At 52.9% G+C, this 12,348-nt stretch carries 9 protein-coding genes and 3 pseudogenes; 6 read left to right on the plus strand and 6 right to left on the minus strand.

The window, feature by feature from the left end; all coding sequences use genetic code 11:
* Positions 1 to 189 precede the first annotated feature (189 nt).
* Positions 190 to 2,496, minus strand: coding sequence for an FdhF/YdeP family oxidoreductase (locus ORL50_RS22565; protein ID WP_266018170.1), 2,307 nt, complete (start codon positions 2,494 to 2,496; stop codon positions 190 to 192).
* Between the two features lie 604 nt (positions 2,497 to 3,100).
* Here ORL50_RS22565 and ORL50_RS22570 point away from each other — a divergent pair.
* The 3 genes from ORL50_RS22570 to ORL50_RS22580 are packed head-to-tail and all read left to right on the plus strand — an operon-like array spanning position 3,101 to position 5,774.
* Complete coding sequence (locus ORL50_RS22570) at positions 3,101 to 3,895, plus strand: sensor histidine kinase (protein WP_266018172.1); 795 nt, start codon at positions 3,101 to 3,103, stop codon at positions 3,893 to 3,895.
* Positions 3,892 to 5,406, plus strand: coding sequence for an ATPase domain-containing protein (locus ORL50_RS22575; RefSeq protein WP_054052536.1), 1,515 nt, complete (start codon positions 3,892 to 3,894; stop codon positions 5,404 to 5,406). Before ORL50_RS22570 ends, ORL50_RS22575 begins: the two co-directional genes overlap by 4 nt.
* Before the next feature lie 2 nt (positions 5,407 to 5,408).
* On the plus strand, positions 5,409 to 5,774 hold the full coding sequence (locus tag ORL50_RS22580; protein WP_162435982.1) for a response regulator: 366 nt from the start codon (positions 5,409 to 5,411) through the stop codon (positions 5,772 to 5,774).
* Positions 5,775 to 5,961: 187 nt separating this feature from the next.
* Here ORL50_RS22580 and ORL50_RS22585 read toward each other — a convergent pair whose 3' ends face one another.
* Both ORL50_RS22585 and ORL50_RS22590 read right to left on the minus strand, forming a co-directional pair.
* Positions 5,962 to 6,282 (minus strand): hypothetical protein, encoded by a 321-nt coding sequence (locus ORL50_RS22585; protein ID WP_054052538.1) that lies wholly within the window; start codon positions 6,280 to 6,282, stop codon positions 5,962 to 5,964.
* A gap of 293 nt (positions 6,283 to 6,575) precedes the next feature.
* Positions 6,576 to 6,834: pseudogene (locus ORL50_RS22590) on the minus strand (short chain dehydrogenase); the annotation flags it as partial.
* Positions 6,835 to 7,018: 184 nt separating this feature from the next.
* Here ORL50_RS22590 and ORL50_RS22595 point away from each other — a divergent pair.
* Positions 7,019 to 7,257: pseudogene (locus ORL50_RS22595) on the plus strand (hypothetical protein).
* 594 nt (positions 7,258 to 7,851) lie between these two features.
* Here ORL50_RS22595 and ORL50_RS22600 read toward each other — a convergent pair.
* The 3 genes and pseudogenes from ORL50_RS22600 to ORL50_RS22610 all read right to left on the minus strand — a co-directional run bounded on the left by ORL50_RS22600 (position 7,852) and on the right by ORL50_RS22610 (position 9,655).
* Positions 7,852 to 8,070: a hypothetical protein gene (locus tag ORL50_RS22600; protein ID WP_194693068.1), complete on the minus strand. Its 219-nt coding sequence runs from the start codon at positions 8,068 to 8,070 to the stop codon at positions 7,852 to 7,854.
* A gap of 110 nt (positions 8,071 to 8,180) precedes the next feature.
* A pseudogene (locus ORL50_RS22605) lies at positions 8,181 to 9,041 on the minus strand (SDR family oxidoreductase); the annotation flags it as partial.
* A 335-nt stretch (positions 9,042 to 9,376) separates the two neighbouring features.
* Positions 9,377 to 9,655 (minus strand): DUF1652 domain-containing protein, encoded by a 279-nt coding sequence (locus tag ORL50_RS22610; protein WP_266018179.1) that lies wholly within the window; start codon positions 9,653 to 9,655, stop codon positions 9,377 to 9,379.
* Between the two features lie 330 nt (positions 9,656 to 9,985).
* On the opposite strand from ORL50_RS22610, the gene ORL50_RS22615 reads away from it, so the two are divergent.
* Together ORL50_RS22615 and ORL50_RS22620 are read left to right on the plus strand one after the other, a co-directional pair.
* Positions 9,986 to 10,237, plus strand: a complete 252-nt coding sequence (locus tag ORL50_RS22615; protein WP_266018181.1) for a hypothetical protein — start codon at positions 9,986 to 9,988, stop codon at positions 10,235 to 10,237.
* A 55-nt stretch (positions 10,238 to 10,292) separates the two neighbouring features.
* Positions 10,293 to 12,086 carry a thiamine pyrophosphate-requiring protein gene (locus ORL50_RS22620; protein ID WP_266018183.1) on the plus strand — a complete coding sequence of 598 codons (1,794 nt, stop codon included), beginning with the start codon at positions 10,293 to 10,295 and terminating at the stop codon, positions 12,084 to 12,086.
* The last annotated feature ends 262 nt before the right edge of the window (positions 12,087 to 12,348 follow it).

The raw sequence follows: 12,348 nt of genomic DNA on the forward strand, positions 1-12,348 counted from the left end.
GATCTTTCGACCTTTTGCGCCCGGGTAACAGTTCGCCGCTCGTTGCTCCCACTACGTCTACGCCGCTACCTATTTTTTCGAAGTCGTAAACAAGGTCATTACTGTTCATCTCGCTTTCGTTCCTTGGTCGTCACTACAAATGTCGTGGGAATGGATCTCGAAATTTCTGTGAGAGATACCGCAAATTCCTCAATACAGTCGTACTGAACTCATCCGCACCGGCACCGATTTAGCCGCTGGCACCTTGCTGCGCTCGGCATGGTGCCAGAGCGGTACGAGCGAATTACATTCTGGATAGTAAGCAGCGGCACAACCTTCTGGAATGTCATAGGCAACGATTTCAAATGGCCCTACTTGACGCTTCACTTCAGGTTCTACAGCCGTGGTGATTAACACTCGTTCTCCGACTTCAAATCCCAGCCGAACGATATCGTTGAGGTGCATGAAAACCACCTCACGCGTACCGCTGATACCGCGAAAGCGATCCTCGTATCCGTAAATGGTGGTGTTGAACTGGTCGTTGCTGCGTAACGTCATCAGTTGCAGTACATCGCGCGGCATGACTTCGGGCGTGGTGTCGTCATCTTCGTTGAGAGTGACCGGGGTGATGAATTGAGCCTTGCCACTTTTAGTCGACCACTCCCGCCTGGCGGCAGCGATGGGCCGATGAAATCCACCTGGTTCCGCCATGCGAGACTCCATGTCATGGAAGATTGCCGGGTAAATAGTACCGATGGCCGTCCTGATCTTTGAGTAGTCGTCGCACCATGCCTGCCAATCGATTGAATGACCAGCGGGAAGGGTGGCCAGAGCCAAGCCAGCGACGATGCTGGTTTCTGCTTTTATGTGTGGGCCAACCGGTTCGGCATTGCCACGCCATCCGTGGATGCAGCCGGTGCTGTCCTCCGTGGTATAGGTTTGCTCTGTCCCATTCTGCCTATCTATTTCAATGCGTCCCAGGCACGGCAAAAGCCAGGCGTTGTTTGCTGGAATTAAGTGAGTGCGATTAAGTTTGGTTGCGATCTGCACGTTCAGTTCCAACGTCTGCCAAGCGGGTTCCATTCGTGCCGTGTCGGGAATAGCTCGCAGAAAATTGCCACCCAAGCCAATGAAGCCTCGTACTTCACCGGCCAGAATGCCTTCACAGGCGTCGACAGTGCACAGTCCCAATTGCTGCGGCACCTTGAAACCGAAATGCTGCTCGATCAACTCGGTGGGTACTTTTTTAGGGTCTTCAGTAATGCCTACGGTGCGCTGACCTTGGACGTTAGAGTGGCCCCTTACCGGGCAAACACCGGCACCGGGCTTGCCAATGTTTCCGCGCATCAGCAATAGATTTACCACCATCTGCACGTTCTCCACGCCGTGCCGATGCTGGGTCAAGCCCATTCCGTAAATCATCATCACCCGTTTGCTACGTGCATAAGTGGTGGCCGCCGCTTCAAGTGCGCCGCGAGTCAAACCAGATTTACGTTCGATGTGCTGCCAATGATGAGTGCGAACTGATGTCGCAAAAGCCTCGAAACCTTCGGTGTGCCTGGCAATGAAGTCGTTATCGAGAATTGAATTGCCGCCATCTCGTTGCGCGTCATCGTCAAGTTCTAGCAATGCCTTTGCAATGCCGATCATAGCTGCGGTGTCACCACCGATGCCGACCTGGTGATACTGGGTACTGATGACAGTAGATTCTGGCGTCAGCATCTCTGTGGGTGACTGCGGGTTAACGAAGCGCTCTAACCCTCGTTCACGTAACGGGTTGAAGGTGATAATGGGGACGTTACGTTTGCGCACGTCCTGCAACTGATGAAGCATCCTCGGAGCGTTGCTGCCGACGTTCTGGCCAAAGAAAAATAGGCAGTCGGTGTGGTTGAAGTCATCCAGCGTGACCGTACCGACCGGCACACCGATGCTTTCTTGCAAACCCACAGACGTGCTTTCGTGGCACATATTCGAGCTGTCGGGCAGGTTGTTGGTGCCATAAGCCCTGGCGAATAACTGGTACATGAACGAGGTTTCCAGGGAGGCACGGCCCGAGGCATAAAACACCACGCTGTCGGGCTCCATGGTTTTCAGCTTCGCACCAATATCGCGGTACGCTTCTTCCCACGTAGTTTCCCGATACCGATCACTCGTCGAGTCGTATCGCATTGGGTGGGTGAGCCGACCTTGTTGCTCCAGATCATAATCCTGCCATTGCCGAAGCTCGCTCAGGGTGTGGTTGGCAAAAAAGGCAGGGTCGGTTTTTTTCGATGTCAGCTCCCAGGCAGTTGCCTTGGCACCGTTCTCGCAAAACTCCAATGCGTGTGGGTGTCCTGGCTTCGCCCAAGCACAACTGACGCAGGCGAAACCATCCGGCTTGTTCTGCTTTAGAAGGGCTTTGGGAGCCTTGGAAAAAGCTTGCTCACGCCAAAGTATTTTCATCACGGAGTTCGCGGATCCCCAGCCACCACTTGCATGTCTATATGGTTTGAAATGGGCTTTTGGATGAATGAGCATTGGCGGCTCCGGAAAGCTTATCGGGGGATATTGGTATAGATAGGACGAATGGCTGCAAGGAATGGTTCGAGTGGATTTGAGGGGTATCAATCAATTTGGCGCGAGAGTATTGGATGGCACGCGGTGAGCTCAATGTTGAAAAGCAACGACAGCCAGAAAGTGTCAGCTTGATTCTAAAACGCAGTGGCCAATGCCGGGAGACAGTAGCAGCACGTCGCTTGACTGACTTCATGTTCATGACCATCCGGGCCGCCGAGTAGCAACGAGCCCGACCGCTGGCAATGCCCACCATTTTATGACCTTCGGAGTCAGTGACGGTAGCTGAAACCCCATATCGCCATTGTGGTGGCCAGCTTATGACGCCAAAGGCATGTACAACCTGCAATGCCCACCCTTCAATAACTGACAGCAAAATGAATTTAACCAGTGGCTGAGCAACCTACAAAGCTATACAGCAGCTCGGGTTTTGTAGAAAAGGGCGGCGTGATCGCGATACCGGTAGTAGGATCGGCTATGGTGATAATGTGATATCGTCTACCACACACGTGACTATCTGAAACTCGGCAGCCGAGCCAGGTATGATCGAACATTGGAATAAAATTCCGTGCCACCCAATTGCCCAAGCCCTGATGAGCTTCGCACCCGCAATGCGGAGTTGCTGGAAGAAAACGCCAGGCTGCGGGAGGCAATCTCGTCTCGCGATGCTTTTCTTGCAATTGCTGCTCACGAACTTCGAAATCCGATGACACCTATCTTTGGAAGGGTGAGCCTTCTGCGCCACATGGTTGGCAAACCTGACTGCTCAGCAGATAAGATTGAGAAAAGCCTTGGGCACATTGAATGGCTTATTTCGCGGTATATCCAGCGAGCGACCACGCTGCTCGACATAGCGCGAGTCACTTCCGGGCACCTCAAGTTCGATCCAGTCCTAGTCAATGTTTGCCCACTCATCCGGGAGATAGCCGAAAGCGTTCGTCCTCTTGCTGAGCATGCGGGTTCGACTCTGGATCTTCAGCTCCAACCGGAAGGATTGACCATTCTTGGTGACCGCCTGTCACTGGAACAGATCATTGACAACCTGATCTCCAACGCCGTCAAGTACGGAGGTGGAACTCCGATTTTGATCACTGCGACCGCAGACTTTAAAAACGACACTGCTGTTATCTGCGTCCGCGATAACGGGCCAGGTATTGCACCTGCCGATCAGAGCCGTATTTTCGAACGTTTTGAAAGAGCGGTGCGACCAGGGGAGCAGGTGACAGGTTTTGGCGTCGGGTTGTGGATTGTGCGTCAACTGACAGAGGCGATGGGTGGCGCAATCACGGTGTACTCTGAACCAGGCATGGGTTCGGCTTTTACTATTACGATGCCTCTGCAACTAGCGAAGGACACAAAATGAACACCCCTGTCTTATCAAAAGAGTCGGAAATTAAGAGATTGCCAACGGGCATTTCGGGACTCGATACCATCTTAAATGGTGGTCTTATGCAGGGAGGGATTTACATCGTCCAAGGCGACCCCGGAGCAGGTAAGACGATCCTTACGAATCAGATCTGCTTCCACCATATTTCCAAGGTGGAAGGTAGTCGAGCACTGTTCGTTACCCTACTCGCCGAGAACCATGCTCGGATGATGAGTAATCTGCGCGGACTCTCCTTCTTCGATCAAAGTCGCATTCCCGATGGATTGACCTATCTCAGCGCCTTCAACGCGCTGCGGGAGGATGGCACCAAAGGGCTCACCACTCTCCTGCGCCGTGAAATATTACGCCGCAGATGTTCGTTGCTGGTGATTGACGGAATAGTCTCGGCGCAAACCACTGCGGAAACTGATCAGGCATTCAAAGAGTTTATTCACAGCTTGCAGGAAATCGCGCTCGCAACCGATTGCACCATGATCATGACGAACAATGCTGGTATGGGCGAGGTATCACCCGAGCAAACAATGGTGGATGGGTTAATAAGGCTGAGAGATCAAAATTACGGTTGGCGCTCAGAGAGCGACCTGCAAGTGACCAAATTTCGTGGCGGCGCGTTTCTGCGCGGACGTCACGCATACAAGATTACGGATGCAGGTTTTGTCGTGCACCCCCGAATAGAGGCATTGCTTGGCCGCCCCTCTCAGAAGGAAGCACTTATAACCAAAAGAGCATCAACCGGACTCGCCAGGCTGGATGAAATGCTTGATGGAGGCCTTCCTGCTGCGTCAACGACCATGGTCATGGGGCCATCGGGAGCCGGAAAGACAACAATTGGTCTGCACTTCCTATCTGAGTCATCAGAAGATGAGCCTGGCCTAATGTTCGGGTTTTATGAAACCCCCGAGCGCACTCGGGCCAAAGTCGAGGTGATGAGCACAACTTTAGCCAATATGATCGATGCAGGCACCGTGGAAATCATGTGGCAGCCTCCCACCGACGACCTGCTTGACGCCTACGGTGAAAGATTGCTGGCGGCCATCCGACGACGCGGAGTCCGTCGACTGTTCATAGACGGGCTTGGAGGCTTTACCAAGGCAGCAGTTGAGCCAGCGAGAATGGATCATTTTTTCACCGCGCTGGCTAATGAGCTGCGAGTGCTAGGCGTAACGACTGTTTATTCTTTGGAAGTGCCTGACATCTTGGGCCCGGCTATTCGAATACCCGTCAATGATATCTCTAGCATCGCTGAGAATATGGTGCTGTTACGTTTCGTCGAAGTACGATCCAGTCTGTACCGGCTGCTCTCAATTTTGAAAGTGAGAAACAGCAATTTCAATCCGTCCCTACACGAATACACCATCACTAATTCCGGGCTGATCATCAACGATACATACGAAACTGCCGAAACCATCCTGTCACAAGTCGACCCAACAGCGGAGCGGATCACAGTTGCAAGTTCGGCTGCGCTGCAACCGAAAGGCAAGGACTAATTATGGCTATCGTCCTGATCGTCGATGATGAGTTTGGTATTGCCAGCCTCCTTGAGGACGTACTTGAGGATGAGGGCCATCGTTCGATCCTTGCGGCTAACGGACGGCAAGCATTAGAAAAAGCGGGTGAAACGCGTCCAGATCTGGTGATCACCGATTTTATGATGCCGGTTATGGATGGGGCTGCGCTAATTGCCTCCCTGTCCAACCATCCAGAGCTAAAGAAAATTCCCATAATTCTGATGAGTTCCTTGCCCGAGCCTACTGTGGCGGAAAGATGCTCTGGCTACGCTTCATTCCTGCGCAAGCCTTTCAAAATCTTGGAAGTCATAGATTTAGTGGAAAAGTTGCTTGCAAAAAAAAATTGAGCGCAGTGCGTATCATATGACTTCGATTGCAATCGATATCTTCTTGCAATCCGCTCTTGCGGTGGGGACGCGTGGAAGGCGATTGTGTTGAAAGAGTCGGTCTTCCAGCATTGAGTGCAAAAAAGGCCCTTGAGGGCCTTTTTTGTTAGCCGACTGTGTTAATTAGATATCGACCTTGAACCGGAAATTAATCAGATTCAAGAAGCGAGCTGAACCACTCAGCATAGGGTGAATTGGTGACCTGGTGCATATTGAAGTCTTGCCTCCCATCGTTCCACCAAACAGGGCCCCGTTCCCCGAGGGCTACCTTGGCTTTTAGTACGTTTTCCCGAGCCAACTTAACCTGCGAGGCGTCTCCCGAAGCCTTTGCTTTCTTAACGTCACGTCGAGCTGCCATAAGCTCGTTTACAAGACTCTGCCGCTCATCGTCTTTCAGGGCAGGATTGGAACATCGCCACAGCTGTCCTTGGACAACGAAGTAACGACCGTCTGGGGTCACTGGATGCATTACTTCTCTACGACCTTTCAAAGGGCGCTTCTCCAGAGAATTCACGAAGGACGACTACCTCAGCTTTCGGGTAGGAAGGCGTTTAGCTTGTTTGACCCCAAACAGTATTCCCAGTAATAGCGCTGCTCCCGCCGCCAGGAGTATGGGATAGGGATGTTTACCTGACATCCAGACGCCCTCAACTCCTTGTTGATCGCTTGTTGAAGTAGGGCGATGTCCCGATGACGATGGATTACGGCTGATCGGAATGTCAGAGGGATCGATCTCTGCTTCGTAGGGCATTTCGTTTAAAGGTAAACGCGCACCGTCTGCGAGAACGAGGGTGAGGTCTTCGACCGTGCCGGCAAGTCGATTTGGAAAAACCGGCTCACCCGTGGGATCAAGCTCATCGTAATAAAACTGCTGACCTTCCAGCCAACCTATGGCCGTCATCAATTCGGGGCCAAGGTAATATTTCCCGTCGAGGAAGAAGCCTGGGAAATGTCTTGTGCGTTCGAGACTTTCTACGATGTAACGCTCGCCTGCCTTCATACCGGTTGCTGGGTCAATCATGATGAAGCCCTCAGATTCGCTGGTGTTGCGATAGAGGATGGGGTCTGGCGCAACGTTCCATCGAGATGACTGAAAGGTTAATAGCAGGATGGCGACCGTAGGTGAGCCGATAAATCGAACACTCCGAAATACGAACCCTCTCCTAGCTACATGCCCCAACCATTTAGGGTACTGATAGGGGTGTTTGAATCACGATCCTAAGCTTCAAGGCGGTATGGGTGAGGACAACCTAATACCCACGTCACCTGATCCATTGAGTCCTGGGCGTACTGAGGTGACCCAATGAAGGAGGAGGGGATTGACGAGCTGCCGAATAACGAAGGAGAACGTCCGCTTGATGATGACGGCGTCGGGCTAGACCCTGAGCGTGTGCGGGAGGAGACGGATCATGCATTGATGGATAAGCAACGGGATCCACGCTGACCGTGTATCAGCACGCGTCCTGTTGGACTAGCCAGGGCAGCTGTGCGAGATAAGGATTAGCCCGAAGAGTCAGAGAGTGGAGTGCATGCATCACAAAAGGCTCGGCCATCTCTTTTTTAGGCAAAAAAAAGACCCGCGATGGGGGCACGGGTCGGGAAACACTTAAGGAGCTGTCACAACCGTACACCCGCAAATGTGAAATTATCGTGATGGAAGTAGCACGGTTGGTTCGGTGGAGAAATCAGATAGCGTTGCCGCATACGTCGTCCGCAAGTGGCCCGCAAGCTGGTCTTCCAACTTTGGGAGGGCTGCTTCTGTCGCGGGCCAATCGGCTGCGAGATTAGAGGCTCCCGCCGTATGAGAAAGCTTTTGATGCAGATATGCGATCTGCTCTCCCACAAAATGAGCCGAGTAAGCAGCGGTTGAGATAAATCCCGCAAGTCCGAGACTGGCAATCATCCTAAAGACAGACATGGCACTTCCTTAACAGGCTACGTCGGGTGAGGCCATAGTGCGTCCATTGGAAGGAACGAGCAAGATTCATGGGGACGTTAGGGACTGGCTAATGGAGGACGGACAGGATGTCCTTTACGCCTAAGATTGACGTAGGCGCATGATGGCATCAGTGATGCCTTGGGCATTCTTGTCCAGCGTCTCCATCGCCCCGATTGCATTAGCGGCTATGTTTTCTAATCCGCTCTCAAGGAGCCACTTTGTCACTTCTTCAATGGCTGCGCATATTGCGTGCTGGTTGTGCAGCAGCAGTGTGAGAGCGTCTGCGGTGGCTATATTCGCTTCCGAGCTATCTGGCATCGGTATCTTCCTTGATGATCTGGTTCGTAGATCGTAGATGATATCTCGCCTGTCCCGAGCTCTTCCTGAATCAACCCGCATGGCGGATGGCCTATCCGTTCTGGCACGACCTAGGGTATCAAGCTCATCTCGCGTAGTTTGTCGAACATGTCGAAAAATGCTTGATCACTCGCCTGGTAGGCAGTGAAGCCCATGGCTAGGCTTTTCGACATATCTGTGACAACTTCGATTGGTCGACCAAGATCTGCATCGGTGTGCCATGGGGACACTAGGCGACTAATATCAGATTCTTTCGAACCGTGTTCCGCGACTATTTGCGTCCATATGGCTTGGTCGTCAGCCATCTGCTTCTCAAGGGGTGAGAGTGAAGCAGGATAATCGGCAGCAGGCATGTCGAAGTAATCGGCAATTCGGCTCCACATCTACTTCCAACGAAATACATCGCCATTAATAACATTGAATGCCTGATTAGCCGCAGCAGGCGTAGTGGCCGCCCACAGTTGTTGTTTCGCCAACTGCCGAGCATCCGTCATATCGGTAAGGCTGTCCCACTGCACTCTTGATCCGGGAAATACAAAAGGGCGATTGGTTTATTTGCAAATCGAGGCATAGACGGCGAGGGTGGTTGCCATATTCATCGAATTGCCTACGGCGACTCCGGTGACGGTATGCGGGCGATGAACGCTCCAAGTGAAGCCGTCCTTTTCAGCAGCAGCGAAGAGTTCGTTCTCCTGGGCGTAATAGAAATTCTCGACATCCAAACGACCCTGCTCCTCACGGAACGGTGTTTGCGAAAGGCTACCTTTACCATACGCTCCGAATGGGCCGAGGTAGTGTCTCAGCCCAGTAACCAGTGCTACGTGCTCAACGCTCTTGGCTCGGCAAATGGCGGCGAGCACGCTGCGTACCATGGCTGCATTAACACGAATGTTCTCGGCCACCGTGGCTTGCCGTGACCATGTGGCAATGAACCTGAAGCGAGTCACATCACCGGTGAGTTGCTCGTGGTGGATGGAGGCGTCCTCTACGGTCATGCCGGCATCCAGCGCTCGAGCGCGAATCTCCACTTTTTTTAAGGTTTGCTTCGCTTCATTGCACGAAAAATTCTTGATTCTGCTTGTCGATGGCTTTCCATTGGAGCAGTCCATAGGTCATCGCGCCGATGATGGCTAGGGTGAGTGTAACAATCAGGAACCGCTTCATAATCATGCTCGAATGTCCGCGAGATTTTGATGGAAGTTACTTCATCTCATTCGAAGAAATTAAAGCGTTGCAGTGCCATCAGTTAAAATGCAGTCAACTTCTATCACCGCCGGTGCAACGTAGAACCTGGATCACTAACTGTATAGCCAGGAGCACAAGAAACGAATTCAAGATCCTGTCGTAGTCCTTCAACAAGACCTGCGATGGCAAGCCCGTTACACAGTTGAGCTAAAGAGATACCAGTGACAACAAGAATTTCTTGATTCGAAGTGTTGTGGAAAAATCTTACAGTCAGAGCGGTTCCCGAATCGATTGTACATTCGCAACGAGTGGGCAGAAAACTTTGTTCTATCAAGTGACGGATTTCTAAAGTAGATAGCATGTGGCTTGTCTCGACGGGAGCCAGCCAAATGACTTTTGTCTAAAGTGTAAATGAGGAAGCGCCGCGAAGGTACGCGCTTGATAGGGCTTAACCTAATTTATTGGCTAGGGGCTCACCAATGAGTGTATACCCCATGCCTTCAGATGCTTTAGATCCTTTCGGTCTTGGGGTCGTGGGCTACCCCGGTTGAGCGCGGCGCTTTTCAAGACGACTGGTCAATTTGACCTTGAAATCGGTGGTGAAAGTCGCGTTCACCATTCGTCAATTGAGCTGCACTCTGGCGCCGGCCGTATCTCCAAAGAGTCTCATGACCTTGCATTGGAGGCATCTATGAAAACTCATCCACCGACCCCGGACATTCCCATAGAGGATCAGAGCGACCCCAATGATGACGGCTGCGTGCTAGGCACAGCTGGTCGTAATGAAGACCCGAATGCCACTACCGACTGGGACAAGAAAGGAAAGTTGCCAGGCCATCGCCAAGCGCACAATGACGCTCGGGGATTACCAGGTTACCCCCACGCCCTTGAAGATGAACTTGGCCATGAAACGCCTGAACAGGACAGCGACAAGGTTAGCTGAGTTGCACTCCCGTTCCAGCAGCGACTCTATGCATCGGTGAAAGACGAGGATCTTAATGACAACGACAGTCAGCGATTTTCTGGTTGAACGACTCAGCCAATGGGGCGTGACGCGGATTTTTGGTTATCCGGGTGACGGTATCAATGGGGTTTTTGGTACGCTAAGTCGTGCCCAAGGAAAGATCGAATTCGTTCAGGCCCGGCACGAAGAGATGGCAGCGTTCATGGCCTCCGCTCACGCCAAGTTCACCGGAGAGCTAGGCGTATGCATTGCGACCTCTGGCCCCGGCGCTTCCCATTTGATCACCGGTCTATACGATGCGCGAATGGATCATATGCCGGTGTTGGCCATCGTTGGTCAGCAAGCCCGTGCAGCGCTTGGCGGACACTATCAGCAAGAGCTGGATTTGCTGTCGATGTTCAAGGATGTCGCCGGTGCCTTCGTGCAACAAGCCTCGACGCCGTCGCAAGTCCGTCACTTGGTTGACCGGGCAGTGCGTACTGCGATTGGCGAGCGTAGGGTGACTGCACTGATCCTACCCAATGACTTGCAGGAAGCCGAGTATAAAGCGCCCGGAAGGGAACACGGTACCGTTCATTCAGGGGTTGGTTATAGCAAGCCGAGGGTCGTTCCGTATGAGTCGGATCTACAACGAGCGGCGGATGTACTGAATGCCGGCGAGAAGGTCGCCATCCTGGTGGGCGCTGGTGCGTTGGCTGCGACCGATCAAGTCATTGCCGTTGCCGAGAAGCTCGGTGCCGGCGCGGCCAAGGCCTTGCTCGGTAAAGCGGTTCTGCCTGACGATTTATCGTGGGTCACCGGCAGCATAGGCTTGCTCGGTACCGAGACAAGCTACAAGTTGATGACCGAGTGCGACACCTTGCTGATGATCGGGTCAGGCTTCCCTTATTCCGAATTTCTGCCTAAAGAAGGCCAGGCGCGCGGGGTTCAGATTGATCTTCAACCGGACATGCTGAGCTTGCGCTATCCGATGGAGGTGAATCTGGTGGGCGATGCGGCCGAAACTCTGGCGGCGCTGCTGCCATTGCTGGAGCACAAGACCTCACGCAAGTGGCGTAAAAAGGTGGAAGGCTGGCACGCCACATGGGAGAAAACGTTGGAAAAACGCGCCTTGGCCAAGGCTAATCCGATCAACCCGCAACGGGTGGTTTACGAACTCTCACCGCGCCTTCCTGAGCACGCCATCATCACCAGTGACTCAGGGTCGTGCGCCAACTGGTTCGCGCGCGACTTGAAGATTCGGAGCGGCATGATGTGTTCGCTCTCCGGTGGCCTGGCATCCATGGGCGCCGCTGTGCCGTATGCGATTGCGGCGAAATTCGCTCACCCGCAACGTACCGTGATTGCCTTGGTGGGGGATGGTGCGATGCAGATGAACAACATGGCTGAGTTGATTACCGTCGCCAAATATTGGCGGCAATGGAAAAGCCCGAAATGGATTTGTGCTGTCTTCAATAATGAAGACCTCAATCAGGTCACCTGGGAGCAAAGGGTCATGGAGGGTGATCCGAAATTCGAAGCCTCGCAAAACATTCCCGACGTACCCTATCACCTGTTCGCCATTTCCATCGGGCTGAAGGGCATTTTTGTAGATCGCGAAGAGGACGTTGCCGACGCCTGGGAAAAAGCATTGGCTTCAGATACTCCCGTGCTGATCGAATTCAAGACTGACCCGGATGTGCCGCCACTCCCGCCGCATATCAAACTGGAACAGGCGAAGAAATTTGCCTCGACCTTGTTGCAAGGCGATCCGGATGAAGCTGGCGTCATTGTGCAAACCGCTAAGCAGATTCTTGGAGCTGTATTGCCTGGAGGTTCCAAAAAGTAAGTAGCACTCCGACTGTCAGAGGCGCCTGCAGCGCCTCTGACAATACCCGCCGTGCAGTTCCGCGACTCTAACTATTCGCTTTCGTAGAGATCACGTTCTCGCCGTCCATGACGATAAAGCGCAAACAATGCTCCGCCGATCAATAGCGTTGCTCCGACTGCCAGTACAACGGAAGGTCTCTGCCTGGCTGCGCGCCAACCTGACTTCGGAATCATTGGGACTGCCGCGTGTCAACAGACAAATACTGCATCGGACACGTGCC

The organism is Pseudomonas sp. RIT-562 (genome assembly GCF_026241895.1).
In the GTDB taxonomy this organism is placed as follows: domain Bacteria; phylum Pseudomonadota; class Gammaproteobacteria; order Pseudomonadales; family Pseudomonadaceae; genus Aquipseudomonas; species Aquipseudomonas mandelii_F.

Coding starts and splice junctions, on each gene's coding strand:
- ORL50_RS22580 (WP_162435982.1), top strand. CDS start 5,409: ATGGCTATCGTCCTGATCGTCGATGATGAGTTTGGTATTGCCAGCCTC.
- ORL50_RS22615 (WP_266018181.1), top strand. CDS start 9,986: ATGAAAACTCATCCACCGACCCCGGACATTCCCATAGAGGATCAGAGC.
- ORL50_RS22565 (WP_266018170.1), bottom strand. CDS start 2,496: ATGCTCATTCATCCAAAAGCCCATTTCAAACCATATAGACATGCAAGT.
- ORL50_RS22620 (WP_266018183.1), top strand. CDS start 10,293: ATGACAACGACAGTCAGCGATTTTCTGGTTGAACGACTCAGCCAATGG.
- ORL50_RS22610 (WP_266018179.1), bottom strand. CDS start 9,655: ATGCTATCTACTTTAGAAATCCGTCACTTGATAGAACAAAGTTTTCTG.
- ORL50_RS22575 (WP_054052536.1), top strand. CDS start 3,892: ATGAACACCCCTGTCTTATCAAAAGAGTCGGAAATTAAGAGATTGCCA.
- ORL50_RS22600 (WP_194693068.1), bottom strand. CDS start 8,070: ATGCCAGATAGCTCGGAAGCGAATATAGCCACCGCAGACGCTCTCACA.
- ORL50_RS22585 (WP_054052538.1), bottom strand. CDS start 6,282: ATGCATCCAGTGACCCCAGACGGTCGTTACTTCGTTGTCCAAGGACAG.